A 16,780-nucleotide genomic window follows, 5' to 3' on the forward strand; every position below is an offset into this window, starting at 1 on the left:
TGCTGCACGTTCATCGGTGTAGGTCTCCTTTGCCTTCCTTAATTCAAAATCGGCGTCGGGCGAAACTCCGGAACCGGGGCCTCGAACGGCGACTCCGCATATACGGCTTGCAGCTGCGCGATCGCCTGCTGCGTCTGCTGCACGTCCTTTTCCATGAGCTGCCGAAGTTCTTGATCGAACACCAGCCCCTGCATCAACTTCGACTTGGCCAAGCCAAGCGTCTTGAAATTGATGATCTCATGCAGATCAAGCGCTTCATGAGCGGCCAGCCGCTTTTCGTTGATCATGTCATTTCCTCCAAGTCATGGCTACTAAAGTACTCGATTAAGGTTGTCCAAACTTGCGCGATATATGTTGAGTTGAACCCCATTTCTCCGAAGCTAGCCGATTTGCCCATCCTCATCCATGCTCGAAACCAACTCCAGCATCTGATCGGTGAGCAGCCGGTATTTTTCTTCGCTTTGCATGAGCGCAAGTTCCATGTTCCGCCGGACGGTAATATCCACGCTCGTCCCGATGATCTCCACGATTTCGCCGCCCTTGCGGATTGCCCGCAAGGAGGTCAAGTAATAGATGCCGTTCAATTCCGATTCATAGCTCACCATCTCTTCGCCTTGCAACGCTCTCCGGTAGCAAGCTTCCTTACGGCGCGCGTCCGCAAGCGTCAGAAATTCCTTCGCTTCCTTCCCGACGATTTGCTCCGGCACCAGTCCCATTCGAAATAGCAGCTTCCCGTCGCAGAAGGTGTGGATAAGCTTCCCATCGCGTTCGGCTACTTTGAAAATAAACCCTTCCTGCAGCCGAATGATCTCTTGCAACGCTTCGCGATCCATTCGCAACCCTTCTTCCAGCCACAAGCGGTTTGCCGTCAAACCGCTCAGCCCAAGCCTCGGCCCGAACGATTGGAGCTCACGGAACTTCTCGGTGAACGCATGCCCCGGAATCGGCTTGTGGAACATAAAGCCCTGCGCGCCGTCGCAAACGTGGTGGATGAGAAACGTCAGCTGATCCTTATCCTCAACGCCCTCGGCGATTACGCTCAGTTTCAGATTATGCGCCATGCTGATGATCGTCTTCACGATCGTCGCGTCATTGACGTCGACCGGACACTCCTGGATGAATGATTTGTCGATCTTCAGCTTATCGATCGGGAATTTGCGCAAATATGACAACGAACTGAACCCGACGCCGAAGTCATCCAGGCTGATTCGGACGCCGAGCGCTTTCAAGGCGCGCAGCACGATCAGCGCCTGCTCTGCTTCGATCATAATGCTTTCCGTAAGCTCAACTTCCAAATAACGTGGTTCCAGTTCCGTTTCTTCAAGAATACGACTAACGATCTGAACGAGTCCCGGCTGGTAGAATTGCCTGGCCGACAGATTGACCGCGACCGTAATCGGCGCAAGGCCCGCGTTCTGCCACGCTTTGTTTTGTTGGCATGCTTCGCGCAAAGCCCATGTCCCGATTTCGTTGATCGTCCCGTTCTCTTCGGCCAAGGGGATGAACGACGACGGCGGAATCAAGCCGAGGTCGGGGTGGTTCCACCGAATTAGCGCTTCCGTGCCGGTCAGCTGCTGGCTGCGTAGATCGTATTGCGGCTGATAGTGGAGGACGAATTGTCCGGCTGCCAAAGCATGGTGCAAATCATTCTCGCGTTCGATCGGCGGTCGGTCGTCCCGTTCTTGACGCTCTTCGAACACGCGAACGTTATGCCGACCTTCTTTCTTCACTTGATGCATGGAACGATTCGCTTTCTTCATCAAGATCGACAGCTCCTGGCCGTCTTCGGGATAGAATGCCATCCCGATGCTTGCGGACATCCGCAGCGCTTGGCCGTCGATGAAGAACGGTTCCGACAGGGCTTCGAGTATCCGTTCGGCAATTCGCACCGCATCGTCCCGTTCGTTCAACTTTGGGAGCAACAGCATGAATTCTTCGCCGCTCACGCGAGACAGCAACTCTCCCTGGCGAGGTCGGCGAACACGCCATTCATAAAACCGCGGTTGTACAGGCCGGTCAGCGCATCGCGAACCGACATTCTCCCCAACTCGATCACGTAGCTTAAATAATTCGCAAACTTCTGCAAATAAGCACGATCATCTTCGAAAAACTGCCCGGGCTGCGAATCGAGCACGCACAGCGTGCCGTACATGGTTCCGTCGCGAAGCAGGACCGGCACGCCCAAGCAGGAGCCGATCCGGGCATTCTCCGTCACCTCCGTCTTTTGCGCGTTGAGATGACTCGCCGTATCTTCGTTGACGACAGGTTCGCGGCCGCCCGAATGAATCATCTCGCAGCGGGATTCATGAATGGGCAAGACGGCGCCGTTTTCGATGCCCGCCATGCCGACTTTCAGCGTTTCCAGCACGCGAAAGGCGTGCTCGTCCGTATGCGCGACAAAACAAGTTTTCTTCCCGAAATAGCGGCTGACCAAATCCAGCATATCGCGAATCGCATCTTCGAATTGATGAAGCGGCATGGCATCTTGCGTTGAATCCTTCACCTTGACGTTGCTCCTTTTATGCCAATCTTCAGGTATCATTAGTATGACCTGGATACGTACCGCTAAATAATAGGGAAGATCCGGTATAACATGCCTGCGCGGAAATATAATGAGGGACATCTGCACAGAAGCCGGATGAATATCATCCGGCTTCCGCATAGCATGACGCAGCTTCCCGATATAAGCGCAAACAAGCCGATCCATATGGGATCGGCTTGTTTGCGCTTAGAAATCTATATTAAACCGCCGGTTTATCCAGCAGCAGCTGCAATTCAACCTTCACGTCGTTCTCCGTCTCCACGAGCACTTGATGCGGGTTTTCCATGCCGAAGTCGGCAAAAGTGACGATCGTGCTGCCTTCCAGCTTCACCTGGCCCTGCTCATACACCGCTTGACTGTCGAACACGACCTCCTTGTCGACGCCGCGCACGTTCAACGTTCCTTTCAGCTGGAGCGGCACGGCGACGCCCTCGCTCCACGACTCCGGGAAGCCGTCGATCGAGGCCGCGGCGAAAGTCGCTTGCGGATGAGCCGCCGCGTTCAAATATTGATCGCCTTTAATATGGCCGTCGCGCATCGGATTGCCCGAATCCAGACCTTCCAGGTCGACGGCGCCTTCAGCCGTGATTTGTCCCGCGTTCGCCGTATCGATCATCCATTTGCCCGTTACCGTGCCGGCCGTCATATTGACCGTTTCCTTCGACGTCGTCATCGAGATGTATACCTCGGACCCGTCGGCAATCGTCCACTCTCCGTTCAACTGCTCGCCCGTTACTACCGCTCCCGAGGCTGCCGCGGCGTCTGCTTCGCCGATCACTTCCTTAATTTCCACCTGATTGCCCGTGAAATAATCGTAAGTCAAATACCCGCCGCCTGCCAAAACCACGATTGCCGCTCCTGCAGCCAGTACCCATTTTTTCTTCATTTCCTCTCCTCCTCCTATGTACGTCGCCATCCCGAACACTACAATTCGTAGTGCAATTGAATAAAAAAAAGATGGCGAACCGCTGTCTCGCCACACACTACACGACGTAGTGTTAGTGGGCGAATGAATTACTTTTACATTAGCAGACCTAGATGAAAAGAACCTTAGCGCAAACTGAAAATTAGCTTAAAAGCGCGAATCAAGCCGCAGATTCACTCTGCCAGCTTTCTCACTAGGAAAGAACGCCTTCCCTTTCATCGGAACCACCTTACGCGGATCCTAGACTGGTTCGGTTGACGCGCCTTATGCATGTAAACTCGCGTGGTTTGCGTTTCTCGCACAAAACAAGCACGAAAGGCATGCGATTCGTATTCGCATGCCTCTCGGAAGCTTGTCTCACGCCACCATCAAGCGGCCTCTATGCATGGAAATTGGTGCCGTCCGTCGTCGCGGCGATAATGCCCGCGCGAATGACATAGTCGCCGAAGTGCTCCCCGCTCTCGCGCTCCTTCGCATAACGCGGAATGATCCCCGACAGCTCGCGAAGAATTTCGTCTTCGCCGATATTCTCACGGTACATCTTGCTCAGGCGGCTGCCGTCGTGCGCGGCGCCCAAATACATGTTGTATTTGCCCGGCGCCTTGCCGATGAAACCGATCTCGCCGAGCGAGTGACGCGCGCAGCCGTTCGGGCAGCCGGTCATCCGGATCGTGATTTCTTCTTCCCGCAGTCCGTTCTCGTCCAGCATGCCGTCGATCTTATCGATGAGCACCGGCAGGTAACGCTCGGCTTCCGCCATCGCGAGACCGCACGTCGGCAGCGAGACGCAAGCCATCGAGCTGCGGCGCAGACCCGAGTAACGTTTGCCGTCGGAAAGGCCGTACCGTTCGATCAAGGCGGAAATCTCCGCTTTCTTCTGCGACGATACGTTGGCAATGATCAGGTTCTGGTTCGCCGTTAAACGAATGTCGCCCGTGTGCACCTTCGCGATCTCGCGAAGACCTGTCATAAGCGGATAGTCATCGAAATCCGCCACGCGTCCGCCTTCTACGAACATCGTGTAGTGCCACGTATCGCCTACGCCTTGAACCCAACCGTAACGGTCGCCGTTGTCGTTGAAGTGGAACGGCTTAGCCGCTTCCAGCTTCCAGCCGAGACGGCGCTCCAGCTCGGATTTGACGTTCTTCAGGCCGAGGCGATCGACTGTATACTTGAACCGGGCATTCTTGCGATGCGCGCGGTTGCCGTAGTCGCGCTGGATCGTGATGATTTTCTCGGCTACGTCATAGATCTGCTCCGGTTTGCAATAGCCGATGACCTTCGCCAACTGCGGGTAGGTCTCCTTGTCGCCATGCGCCATCCCCATGCCGCCGCCGATCGCCACGTTGAAGCCGGTCAGTCTGCCGTCTTCGACGATCGCGATGAACCCGAGATCCTGCGAGTATACGTCGATATCGTTCGAAGGCGGAACCGCGACGCCGATCTTGAATTTGCGCGGCAGGTAGAGCGGGCCGTACATCGGTTCGACTTCGTCGACCTCCGGCGTGGAGGCGACCTTCTCCTCGTCCAGCCACAGCTCGTGATACGCTCTCGTCCGCGGCAGCAGATCGTCGCTCAGCCGCTTCGACCACTCGTATACTTCGGCGTGGACGTCGGATTGGTACGGATTCGGATTGCACATGACGTTGCGGTTAACGTCGCCGCACGCAGCGATCGTATCGAGCAGCGCCATATGGATCGATTGAATCGTCTTCTTCATGTTCCATTTGAGAATGCCGTGCATCTGGAACGTCTGGCGCGTCGTCAGCTTCAGCGTGCCGTTGCCATATTTATTGGCCAGCTCGTCCATGACGAGCCATTGCCCCGGCTGGGCGACGCCAGCCGGCATCCGGACGCGGAGCATGAATTGATAGGCAGGTTCGAGCTTCTGCTTCTGGCGCTCGTTGCGCAGGTCGCGGTCGTCCTGCAGATAGCTGCCGTGGAACTTCATCAACCGGTTGTCATCATCCGAGATGCCCGAGCTAAGCGGCTCGAGCATCGATTCGGCCAAGGTGCCGCGCAAATAATTACTTTCGCGCTTAATGCGTTCGACATCGCTAGGTGTTCCCTCAGGGGCAGTTAATTTCGTCTTTGCCATGCTAAGTCGTGCTCCTCTTCATCCAAAATCAATATACGTCGCGCTGATACCGCTTGCTCTGCTGCATCGACGCCAGATAGTTCTCCGCTTCTTCGCGGCTCTTGCCGCCTTCGGTCTCGATAATCTCCAAGAGCGCGCGGTGCACGTCTTTGGCCATGTTCTTCTCGTCGCCGCAAATGTAGAACGACGCGCCCTGCTCCAGCCATGCGAACAATTCCTTGCCATGCTGAAGCATACGGTGCTGTACGTATACTTTATCTTCCGTATCGCGCGAGAAGGCCACGTCCATGCGGGTCAAGACGCCGTCTTTGATCCAGCGCTGCCATTCCGTCTGGTACAGGAAGTCCGTCACGAAGTGCTGATCGCCGAAGAACAGCCAGGATGGACCTTCCGCCCCGCTCTCTTCGCGCTCTTGCATGAACGAGCGGAACGGCGCGATGCCCGTGCCCGGTCCAACCATGATAATCGGCGTGCTTGGATCTTCCGGAAGCTTGAAATTGTCGTTCGGTTGAATGTATACCGGCACCGTGTCGCCCGGCTGCAGCCGCTCGGCGGCATAGACGGAGCATACGCCCTTGCGCTCGCGGCCGTGCGCTTCGTAGCGCACCGCGCCGATAGTCAGATGCACTTCGTCCGGATTCGCGGATTGCGCGCTTGCGATGGAATACAGACGCGCCGGAATTTTGCGGAGCAAGGACACAACGTCCTGCGCGCTTCCTTGAAGCGGGCCGTAGTCCCGAATGAAATCAAGCAAATCGCGGCCATGCGCATAGGCTTTGAATTTCTCCCGGTTGGAGGCATCAAACAGTTCCAGCGCTTCCTTGTTCGCGGCGATCTGCGCGAGCTTCTCGGCCAGCGGCTTGGACAGCGTCGTAATATCGAAGTAATCGATGAGCGCTTCGCGCAGCGCGCGAACCTCGCCGTTCTTATTCACCGTGACCTGCGCCTGCGCATCCCACTTCGTCGCTTCCAGCAGCTCGTCGACGAGCGCCGGATCGTTCTGCGGGTAGATGCCGAGGGCGTCGCCCGGCTTATACGCGATTCCCGAGCCTTCGAGGGACAGCTCGAGATGACGGGTCTCTTTGTTCGAACCGCGGCCGTTCAGGTTCAAGCTCGCCAGTACTTCGGCGCGGAACGGGTTCGTGCGGGAATACGCGGATTCCGCGGCTGTTCCGGCATCGGACGAAGGCGCGGCTGCGACTGCAGCACCCGTACCGGCGGAGCCCGCTTCCTTCAAACGGTCCACGACGCTCTTGAGCCAGCCGGATGCCGGTTCGTCGAAGTCGACGTCGCAATCTACGCGGTCGACGAGGCGCGTCGCGCCGAGTTCTTCCAGACGGGCGTCGAACTCCTTGCCGGTCTGGCAGAACAGCTCATAAGAGGTGTCCCCGAGCGCCAGCACGGAGAAGGTCATGCCTTCCAGCCGCGGCGCGCGTTTGCCGAGCAGGAACTCATGGAACGAGATCGCGTTATCCGGCGGTTCGCCTTCGCCGTGCGTGCTCGCCACGATCAGGAGCTGCTGGACTTTCTTGAGCTGGTTCGTCTTGAAATCGCTCATCGAGGAGACGGTGACGTTGAAGCCGTTCTCCGTCAGCACTTTAGCCGATTTCTTGGCAAATCCCGCCGAATTTCCGGACTGGGAGCCGAAGAGAATCGTCACGTCCTTGCTAGCTGCGGGTGCCGGCGCGGCTACCGCGACGTTAAGCGCTTGCTGCGCGGCCAACGGAGCCGCGGAAGCCGCCGGAGCGGAGGCTGTCGCGGCAAGGAAACCGCTTAGCCAAATTTTTTGACTGTCGGTCAAGCTCGGCAGAAGCCGGTTCAGAAGGTCGACCTGCTCTTGGTTAAACGGACTGTTGGTTACTTGCAATTGCAACGCGATCCACCCCACAAAAGTTTGTCTTGCGAAAACATGCCGGGCGGGCAGACGTACATCTCCGCCCTCCGATAAACTTACCTTTTGAAAACTATACCATATAATGCGAGCGAAATGATCGACTTAAAGATAATGAATTCTGATGAATCCTATAATAAAACACAATGCGCTGGGCGTTCTTGCCAGAAATCGGCGAATAGAAACCTTTCGCTGCCATGAAGGCCGATACAGCTACGCTCGCTCGTGACTGCCGACACGACGAAGAGCATGCGCTCTTGGCAGCATGCTCTTCATTCGTAAGACGAGAATTCGTGGGCATAGGGCTTGGGTTACACAATCTTGGCCCCGAAGGAACGCGCCAAGAGCACCGCCTGTTCCCGGTCCAGCTTCACGCCCGTCAACGCCATCGTCTTGAAATCCACGCCGTCCAGCTTGGCGCCGCGGAGATCGGCGTCCTTCAGCATGGCCTTCGATAACGCGGCCATCGTCAAATCGCAGTCTCGCAGATCCGCCTTCTCCAAGTTAGCGCCGGACAAATCGGCTTCGACGAATCGGACGCCGCGCAAGTCCTGTCTAGCCAGCCGGGCTTGTCTCAGGTTCGCGTACGACCAATCGCCCTGCTCGATCGATATCCCGTCCAGCGTGGCGCCCGAGAAGTCGGAGCCCGTCATTTTGCACGACTCGAATTTGGCCACGAACAAATTAGCGCCGCCGAAGCCGCAATTCTCGAAGGCGGATTCTTTATGAATCGACCCGTTCAGCAGCGCCCCGCGGAAATCGCACGACATGAAGCGGCAACCGCTGGTGATGACCTCTTCCAGCGAACCGTTCGCGAACGAGCATTGATCGAACGTGCAGCCGATCAGCTCGCCGTATCGCAGATCCCGAGCGCCGAAATCGACCTTCACGTAATGCTGTTGATGATGTTGAAACATGCTAGCCTCCCGAGTACGCAATATAGCTCCACTATAGCACATGGCTGTCAAGCCCCCGGGTAAACGCCGCGAAATGTCAAGCGATAAATTTATCGAACGGCGATTAGCGCCGAACGTCCGCGTGGGATCGGTTCGGCGCTTGCAGATCACTTTATTCGTTACTCGCCGGACCGATGTTGACTAGACTAACCTCCGACAGCGTAATCGTCGTTTGCCCTGCGTTTCCGCCCGAAATGTTGCCCATATCGAAGGATATGCGCGCATTCCGGTAGCTTTCGGCCGTCGCGTCGAAGGTGAACGTGTAGAGCTGCTCCTCGGTCGTCAAGTCCGCCTGCTGGCCGAAATAGCCGTGCCACTCGTAGTTCGCCGCGACGTCCACCCAGCCGAGGCCGAGGCCGAGCTTCCGCGGCGTGCCGGCCTTCGCCTTGAAGGTGAGCGTATACCGGGAACCTTGCTGAATGGCGAAACCTTCGTTGATGACTTGGCGGTCCCATGGGTAATCGCCGACGTTGCCGATGGCGACTTGAAGCTTGCCGCCCTCCGCGGCGATCGCGAGCTGGCTCGCATCTCCGGCGGCATAAGAGAACCAACCTTCCGTCCCGCTGGCGAAATCGCCATTATGCAGCAGATTAACGTTCACCGGCTGCCCCCCGGCATCCGCCGCGGGGTTCACCTCGTACAGTTTCACGTTGTCGATCGCGACCGTATGGGCGCCGCCTGCGGTTGCCGGCATGCCCAGACCGAAGGATAACACTGCGGCGGCATCCGTCGGCGCGTCCATCTTGAAGGTGTACGAGAGCTTGGACTTCTCCTCCGCGAGCGCTGTTTCTTCTATTAAATACTTCGCGTATTCGCCGCTGCTCTGCGAGACGACGACATGCATCGTTCTCGGCGCCGACGAGCGGGCATCCAGCTCCAGCCGGTACGTCTTCCCTTGCTCGATCGTCAAGCCCAATTGCTGTACTTGATGATCCCACCACTGCGCGCCCGTGCCCAGATGACGAACGCTCAGCTCGCCGCTCTCGGTTACCGCCATCGTCGCCGAATCCGTCGTGACCATATTCCACGCTTCCGTGCCCGAGTCGTATTTGCCGTTGCGTGCGATGTTGCGCGACAAGTCCACCCAAAGCGTATTGTAGTCGTACCCTTCGAAATCGACATAATAGTTCCGGCCGCTTGCGAGCGCGATTGGTTCGAAATATACCGTCTTGTACGTCTGCCAGCCGCCCGAATTGCCGACGTTCGCTACTGCCTCGGCAACCGTCGCGCCGCTCTCGTCCTTCACGCGAAGCCGGACCGGTGAATCGGCCTCGCCGCTCGCGACTCGCGCGGAGAGCACGTATTCGGCGTTCTCGGCGACGCTGACTTTATATTGGAGCAGATCGCCTTCGTCCATATAGCCGACGTTCGTTCCTCCTTCGGAGGCATCCTCCAGTTGAAGGCCGCGCATCTCCCATGCCTGCGAGGCCGGGATATGGGCATACCCCGCGACATGAACCGGCTGCCCCCGCTTCACCAAGCGAACGTTGTCTACATATACGGTACCGGCCTCGCCGCCGAACAAGAGTTTCAGCTCCGCTTCCGCATCGGCTTCCGGTCCGATGACGATTTCCTTGGCATAAGACTCAAGCTCGGTGCCCAGTTGGACGGATGCGCCTTGCGGGAATTGCGCGCTGCCGCCGTTCGAACGAGCGACATCCACTTGCATCGTCCTTGGCGCATCCGACTTGGCTTCGAAATATAGACCGTATGCCGCGTTGGCTTCCAGCTTCAATCCCGGATGGCTGACGGCGACGCTGCTTGCCTCCGCCCCGCCTTCTTCGACCTGCACCACCAGCTGCCGCTCCATGATCGGGAAGGCGAGGAAATTATTGACGCCGATCCGCGCCTTTGCATCCGCTGCAACGGATGGCGACCAGAATGCCAACCGGTCCGTCCCTTGGTCGAACGTGCCGTTATAGACGAGATTCCCGTCCGGGAGCGGCTTCCGCTCGATTGTCTCGTCCGGCAGCGGCGGCGCATCGCCAATCTCGACCAGCTTCGCGTTTGCGATATAGACCATTCCCTCATTTAGGCCGAGGTTAAATTCGAATCGGGCATTGTTGTCCGTGGTCTCCCGCATGTCGAACGTATACGTATACGGCTGCCATGCCGTCGTCAACGCGAAGGTCTGCTCGCCGGAGTAATTTTTCCAGCTCTTCTGGAATTGGTTCACCTTGGCCATGATCGTGCGGCTGGCGTCCGCTTTGGCATCGAAGGTCACCTTGTAGCGCTTGCCCCTCTGGATGTACATCGGCATCTGCGTCAGTTGGATCGAATACAGTTGCTCGCCCGGATTGGCGATCGACACCTTCGCCGCCATTCCTTTCGTCTCATCGTCGACAACGGATACGCTTCCTTCACCGCCTGCGTTCAGCAGGAACTGCCAGTGTTGCGGAACGCCGTCCGCGCCATGCTCGCCTTTGAAATCATGATTGTACAGCTGGTTGCCATCCTGCTGCGGCTGCCGCTTCATCGCCGGGTCCGGCGGATGACCCGTCACGTCCGGCCATTCGTCCAGCTTCTTGTAGGAATACACGCGCACGAAATCCACCTTCATCTCGTCCGACACGAAATCCGCATCAGGCGCGCCAGGCCAATCGCCGCCGACGGCCAAATTAAGAATCAAGTAGAACGGACGATCGAACGGAGCCGGGTAGGTGTAATATTCCGGCTGGCCGGGACCCTTCGTCTTCCAGTCGCTCACCTCGTGATACAGCCGGCCGTCCACGTAGAAGCGAATGACGCCTGGCAGCCATTCCACCTGAAAATCGTGGTAGCCGTCCGCGAACGTTGCTCCCTGCGCCAATTCATAGGTACCTTGATCGTGCCCATGGGAGCCGTCCGGCTGCACGCGGTCATAGTGGAGCGTGCCATAGACGCGCTGCTTGCTCTGCTCGCCCCCGATCAGCTCCATGATGTCGATCTCGCCCGATGCCGGCCAGCCGCCGTAATGCGCTTCGTCCGTCGGCAGCATCCAGATCGCCGGCCACATGCCCTGATCGACCGGAAGTTTCGCGCGAACGACGACCTTCCCGTACGTCCAATCGCCCTTGCCTTGCGTAGTTAATTTGGCGGACGTGTAATCGCTGCCGCGATAAGCCTCCTTCTTCGCGGTGACATTCAGGACGCTGCGACTGCCGTCCTTCTGTATGGAGGCGTTGTTCGGACTGTAGTATTCCAGCTCGTTATTATAAACGACGTCCGTATCCATAACCGTCCACTTGGAGGCATCGATGGCGGCGGCGTTGAATTCGTCGCGCCAGACAAGCTCCCAATCCTGATCGGGGATCGTAGTCGGGGCGACCGGCGGCTCGTTGTCGCCGGGCGACGTGCCCGGGTTGCCCGGCGTCGTCGTGACGACCGGCGTCGACGAAACGGCCTTCGGTTCAAAGGTGCCCGAATACCCCGCGCTCGCATCTTCGCCGTTCACGGTCACCTTGTCGGCCTCCACCAGCAGCTGACCGATCTTCCCCTCTGCCGTCAGCTTGGATGCGTTCGCCGTCTCTCCGAACGTCATCGCGCCGATCGCGCTATCCGCCGCGACCTCGATCTGCGCAGGTTGCAGCACGTTCACATTATCCGCCTTCGTGCCGTCCTGGAAGGCGACCCGGACCGGCTCTCCCCGCTTATCGACGACGACCCGTCCCAACTTGGCATTCTTGAAGACGATCGAATGGCTCCCGCCGCCCTTGATGATCGTGCTGCCGGTTACCGTCACGCCTTCCAGCGCGACTTCGCCTTCTCCAATGCCTTCCGCGAGCAGCAAGTTCCCTTCGATGACGGTATTCTTCATCGTAACGCCGCCCGTTCGAACGACGACGTTACCCGTGATCTTCGCAGCATCGTATTGGGTCGGCTTCGCGATAAGCACGGCCATCATGCCCGCGAGCAGCAATGCCGATTCCGCGCGGGTCATCGGCTTCTTCGGCAGCAGACGTCCGTTCGCCCCTTTCAGCATCTTCGTCTCCACGAGATAAGTAAGCGCTTTCTTGGCATAACCGGCTACATCCTCGCTATCTTGAAAGTTCCGCAGCGTCGCGTCGGATTCCGATCCCGACGACAGTTGAAAGGCACGGTCCAGCAAGACGGCCGCGTCTTCTCTCGTAATCGGGGCGTTCGGCGCAAATTGACCGTCCTCCGTTCCTTCGACGATGCCCGATCCGGCGGCGTTCATGACGGGGCGGTAGTACCACGCCTCGGGAAGCACGTCGGCGAACGATTTTGACCCGTCGCCGGCGTAGCCGAACGCCCGATCCAACACCGCGACGAATTCCGCTCTGGTGATCGGCCGATTCGGCAGGAAGCGCCCGTCCGCATCGCCGGTCATCAGCCCCAGCGCTTGAAGCTGCTCAACGGCGGACTTCGCCCAATGCGCGCCGCTCACATCCGCGAAGCCTTCCCCGGTCGCCAGCTTCTTCGTTTCGCTTGCATAGGCCGCCGGACTGATCGCCGAGATTAGCAAGCCGCCGGCGAGTATCGCGGACAGCCAATTGGTCTTGTTCATGTTCGTCTCCTCCTGTATGGTTCGTTCTCGCGATCGGCTAAGGCTGCCCTCCGCAGCCCTGCCAACCGAAACCAAGCGATTATTCCTTCACCGCGCCGATGACCATGCCCTTGACGAAAAACCGCTGCAGGAACGGATAGACGAGCAGGATCGGCAGCGCGCCGATGAAAATTTGCGCCGCCCGCACCGTCCGCTGCGAGATATTTTCCAGCTGACTCGGATCGACGTTGATTTTGGAAAAATCCTGCTGCACGATGATCGTCTGGAGCAAGGACGCGAGCGGGTAGTTTTTAACATCCGACATATAAATCATGCCGTCGAACCAGGCGTTCCAGTGATACACCATCGTGAACAACGACAGCGTCGCGATCGCCGGCATGGAGAGCGGAATGTACACGAGCGCGAGCGTCTTCAGCTGACCTGCGCCGTCCAGGTAGGCCGCCTCCTCCAGCTCTTTGGGCAGCCCGCGAAAGAAATTCATCATGAGGATAACATTCCAGACCGAGACCGCGCCCGGCAGAATGAGCGCCCAGATCGAATTCATGAGCCCGACCTTCTGCACGAGAATGTAGCTCGGAATGAGACCGCCGCTGAACAAGATCGTGAAGACGAAAAACCAGGTATACATCGATCTGCCCTTGAAGCTGTGCTCCTCCTTCGCCAGCGGGAACGCCGTCAGCGTCACGAGCGCCATGCCGATAACGGTCGCCAGCACCGTCCGCTCCGCCGAGATCCAGAGGGAGTTCAAGAAGTTCGAGTTGCCGAACGTCTTGACATATGCATCGGACGTGAAACCGATCGGCCAGAACCCGACCAGATTGGCCGACGCCGGCGCCATGCTGCTGAACGAGACCGCCAGGATGTGAATGATCGGCAGGATGCACAGCAGCGACAGCGCGCCGAGGAAGAGATAATTCGCGATGCTGAACAATCGATAGCCTGATGTTTTGTGATACAAGAACGAGTCCTCCTTCTAAAAAGTGCGTGTTACGCCTGGAACTGCTTCGTGATCAATGGCCGTATTGAACTTCCGCTAAAACACGCGGTAGTTGGCGAGTCGGTAGGCCAGCCAATACGACACGACGATGAGCACGGTGCCGACGACCGATTTGAACAGACCGACCGTGGTCGCGAAGCTCATTTTGCCATTGAGAATGCCGAGCCGGTAGACGAAGGTGTCGATAATATCCCCCTTCTCGTACACGAGCGGGTTGTACAGATTGAACACCTGATCGAAACCGGCGTTCAAAATGTTGCCGATCGAAAGCGTCAGCAGCACGATCGCGATCGGCAGCAGCGCGGGCAGCGTAATGTGCAGCGTCTGCTTCAGCCGGTTCGCGCCGTCCACCTCGGCCGCCTCGTACAGCGCGGGGTTAATGCCCGCGAGCGAAGCCAAGAACACGATCGTGCCGAAGCCGAATTCCTTCCAGACGTCGCTGACGATCAGCGTCACCCGGAACCAATCGCCGTCGCCGAGGAAGAACACGGGCTGACCGCCCAGCGCCACCACTAGCTTGTTGACCATCCCGCCGTCCGGGGATAGAATATCGAGCAGAATGCCCCCCAGAATGACCCATGACAGGAAGTGAGGCAGATAGACGAGCGTCTGGGAGATCCGCTTGAACGCCATCGATCGCACCTCGTTCAGCAGCACCGCGAACAAGAACGGCGCGATCAGTCCTGCGACGATTTTGAAGAACGCGATGATCAGCGTGTTCCAGATCACTTGGTCGACGCCGGGATACTTGAACAGGAACCGGAAGTTGTCGAGGCCGACCCACTTGGATCCGCCAAGACCGAGCCATGGTTTGAAATCCTGAAACGCGATGACGAGGCCGCCCATCGGCACGTACTGAAACAGCAGCGTCAGCAGTACCGCCGGTACGAGCATCATATGCAGCGGCCAGTTCCGTTTCAGGTTCCATTTTCCTTTTGCGGCAGCTCGCTCGGCGCGCGGCTTCCCCGCTTCTAAAACCAATTCTTTCAATTTCGCATCCTCCGTTATTCGACGAATTTCTACTTTGCTAGGTCCGGCAGACCTTGTAATATAACGATTATAGCAATGGCCATTTGGGTTCTATATCCTAATATTGCAAGAACGGTATTGATATTTTAACTAGATGAAGGAGGCCCGCGATGTGCTGTCGCGCTTCAACGTTTTCACCAAAATCACGCTGCTGATCCTGCTCCTGCTCATCCCCGTCCTCACCTTGTACACCTATTCCAACCGGGAGAGCGTCAAAGTCATCGAGCACGAAATTCAGAGCGGCACGACGAATCGGCTCTCGTTCTTCGCCTCCCAGGTCGAAGCGACGATCTACCAGCTGTCGTTGTACGGCGTATCGATCGGGCAAGATTCCTCCATCCAGGAGTACCAGCGGCCCGATTTCGCCGAGCAGCCTTATGAACGGGTGAAGCTGAGCGTATCGATCCTGGAGAAAATGAATCTCTATAACGCCGCAAGCAAGTGGCATTCCGAGATCACGCTGTACTTTCCCCGCACCCGCCAGGTGCTGTCGACCGACTATTACGCGGCGCTGTCCTATGACGAGAAGCAGTTCGATGCGCCTTTCCCCCAAGCGTGGAACTACGAGGGCAACCGGTTCACGTGGCATGCCACGGATCCGGTGTCGGCGATGGCCAATCCCAAATCGGCAAGGCTTATTACCAAAATCAGCTTCCCGATCGAGCACGTAACAGCCCTGCTCGACCAGAACAAAATCAACAACAGCGGCGATCCGTTCCTGTTCGATCCATCGCGCGGCACGATCCGCAACGGCTCGGCGAACGAAACGCGCATCGCGCTCTTATCCGGCCAGTTGAAAGGGATGTCGCTAGCGGAGAACGGCGCCTTCCGCGCCGAGCTGGACGACACCGAATATTTCGTGTCGTATATCCGGTCGAAGAGCCTCGGATGGTACTATGTCGATTACGTGCCGATGCAGCAAATTTTGAGCCCCGTCACGAGCAGCCGGAACCTGTTCTATCTGTCGATCGCCGTACTGCTCGTCATGAGCGTCGCCGTCGTTTTCGCGTTGTACCGCAGCGTGCAGCTGCCGCTCCTGCAGCTCGTCCGCGGGACGAAACGATTGTCCGCCGGCGACTTCTCCGTGCGGCTGCCGAACGCGGAGCGCAACGAATTCAGCGTGCTGTTCGGACGGTTCAACATTATGGCGCAGCGCATCCAGGAGCTGATCGAGAACGTCTACGAGGAGCAACTGCGGCGGCGCGAGGCGACCTTAAAGCAGCTTCAATCGCAGATCAACCCGCATTTCCTGTACAATTGCCTGTTCTACATCAAGAACATGGCGCGGATGAAGAACGAGCAAGCCGTCGTCGCGATGTCGCTCAATCTGGGCGAATATTACCGGTATATCACGAGAAGCGAGAATGATCTGGCCACCATTCGCGAGGAGGTGCGCATGGCGACCAACTACTTGAACATCCAAGCGCTTCGGCTGGAGCGAATGAGATTCGAGATCCGCATCCCCGATGCGATGCTTGAGGTGACCGTGCCGCGGCTGACGCTGCAGCCGATCATCGAGAACGCCATCGTGCACGGCTTGGAGCCACAGGCCGAGGACGGCGAGATCCTCGTAAGCGGTTCATGCGAGGACGGGATTTACATGCTAACGGTGGAGGACAGCGGAGTCGGCATGACGGAAGAAGCCATGGCGGATTTGCAGCGGAAGTTGGAGAAGCCGCTGGACCAGAATATGGGGTGCGGAACGTGGAATGTCCATCAGCGCATGCTATTTCTCTTCGGCGAAGGCGCCGGGCTCCGTTATGCCCGATCGGCATCGGGCGGCGTCAGGGTAACGCTCTCATGGTTGGACAAAACAGACGAATAGGCGGAGATGC

Annotated in this window: 11 protein-coding genes; 1 reads left to right on the forward strand and 10 read right to left on the reverse strand. The window is 57.8% G+C overall.

The features are described 5' to 3' along the window. Positions 1-38 precede the first annotated feature (38 nt). From BCM02_RS09335 to BCM02_RS09380, 10 genes are all read right to left on the reverse strand, one after another. Entirely contained in the window at positions 39-287 is a 249-nt protein-coding gene (locus BCM02_RS09335) for a spore gernimation protein GerQ (protein WP_148928822.1), read from the reverse strand. Positions 288-380: 93 nt separating this feature from the next. Beyond that, a complete protein-coding gene (locus BCM02_RS09340; protein ID WP_187434114.1) occupies positions 381-1,946 on the reverse strand; it encodes an EAL domain-containing protein in 1,566 nt (521 codons plus the stop codon). After that, positions 1,943-2,503, reverse strand: coding sequence for a GAF domain-containing protein (locus BCM02_RS09345; RefSeq protein WP_187434115.1), 561 nt, complete (start codon positions 2,501-2,503; stop codon positions 1,943-1,945). Before BCM02_RS09345 ends, BCM02_RS09340 begins: the two co-directional genes overlap by 4 nt. A gap of 238 nt (positions 2,504-2,741) precedes the next feature. Further along, positions 2,742-3,428, reverse strand: a complete 687-nt coding sequence (locus BCM02_RS09350) for a YceI family protein (protein WP_148928825.1) — start codon at positions 3,426-3,428, stop codon at positions 2,742-2,744. Between the two features lie 418 nt (positions 3,429-3,846). Beyond that, on the reverse strand, positions 3,847-5,565 hold the full coding sequence (cysI, locus tag BCM02_RS09355) for an assimilatory sulfite reductase (NADPH) hemoprotein subunit (RefSeq protein WP_148928826.1): 1,719 nt from the start codon (positions 5,563-5,565) through the stop codon (positions 3,847-3,849). A 28-nt stretch (positions 5,566-5,593) separates the two neighbouring features. Continuing rightward, the gene (locus tag BCM02_RS09360; RefSeq protein ID WP_148928827.1) at positions 5,594-7,438 is read right to left on the reverse strand and encodes an assimilatory sulfite reductase (NADPH) flavoprotein subunit; all 1,845 of its coding nucleotides are present in this window, start codon (positions 7,436-7,438) and stop codon (positions 5,594-5,596) included. Between the two features lie 329 nt (positions 7,439-7,767). Continuing rightward, positions 7,768-8,373: a pentapeptide repeat-containing protein gene (locus BCM02_RS09365; protein ID WP_148928828.1), complete on the reverse strand. Its 606-nt coding sequence runs from the start codon at positions 8,371-8,373 to the stop codon at positions 7,768-7,770. A 151-nt stretch (positions 8,374-8,524) separates the two neighbouring features. Next, complete coding sequence (locus BCM02_RS09370) at positions 8,525-12,919, reverse strand: carbohydrate binding domain-containing protein (RefSeq protein WP_148928829.1); 4,395 nt, start codon at positions 12,917-12,919, stop codon at positions 8,525-8,527. 79 nt (positions 12,920-12,998) lie between these two features. Next, entirely contained in the window at positions 12,999-13,877 is an 879-nt protein-coding gene (locus BCM02_RS09375; protein WP_148928830.1) for a carbohydrate ABC transporter permease, read from the reverse strand. 75 nt (positions 13,878-13,952) lie between these two features. After that, entirely contained in the window at positions 13,953-14,813 is an 861-nt protein-coding gene (locus BCM02_RS09380) for an ABC transporter permease (protein WP_148929216.1), read from the reverse strand. 244 nt (positions 14,814-15,057) lie between these two features. Here BCM02_RS09380 and BCM02_RS09385 point away from each other — a divergent pair, with 244 nt between their 5' ends. Then, positions 15,058-16,770: a cache domain-containing sensor histidine kinase gene (locus BCM02_RS09385; protein ID WP_148928831.1), complete on the forward strand. Its 1,713-nt coding sequence runs from the start codon at positions 15,058-15,060 to the stop codon at positions 16,768-16,770. The last annotated feature ends 10 nt before the right edge of the window (positions 16,771-16,780 follow it).

Origin of the sequence: Paenibacillus methanolicus, from assembly GCF_008124765.1 — a bacterium.
Lineage (GTDB): Bacteria > Bacillota > Bacilli > Paenibacillales > Paenibacillaceae > Paenibacillus_Z > Paenibacillus_Z methanolicus.

Bases quoted from the DNA above. Each gene is read 5' to 3' on its own strand.
- BCM02_RS09380 (WP_148929216.1), bottom strand. From the start codon at position 14,813: ATGATGCTCGTACCGGCGGTACTGCTGACGCTGCTGTTTCAGTACGTG.
- BCM02_RS09365 (WP_148928828.1), bottom strand. From the start codon at position 8,373: ATGTTTCAACATCATCAACAGCATTACGTGAAGGTCGATTTCGGCGCT.
- BCM02_RS09335 (WP_148928822.1), bottom strand. From the start codon at position 287: ATGATCAACGAAAAGCGGCTGGCCGCTCATGAAGCGCTTGATCTGCAT.
- cysI (WP_148928826.1), bottom strand. From the start codon at position 5,565: ATGGCAAAGACGAAATTAACTGCCCCTGAGGGAACACCTAGCGATGTC.
- BCM02_RS09350 (WP_148928825.1), bottom strand. From the start codon at position 3,428: ATGAAGAAAAAATGGGTACTGGCTGCAGGAGCGGCAATCGTGGTTTTG.
- BCM02_RS09370 (WP_148928829.1), bottom strand. From the start codon at position 12,919: ATGAACAAGACCAATTGGCTGTCCGCGATACTCGCCGGCGGCTTGCTA.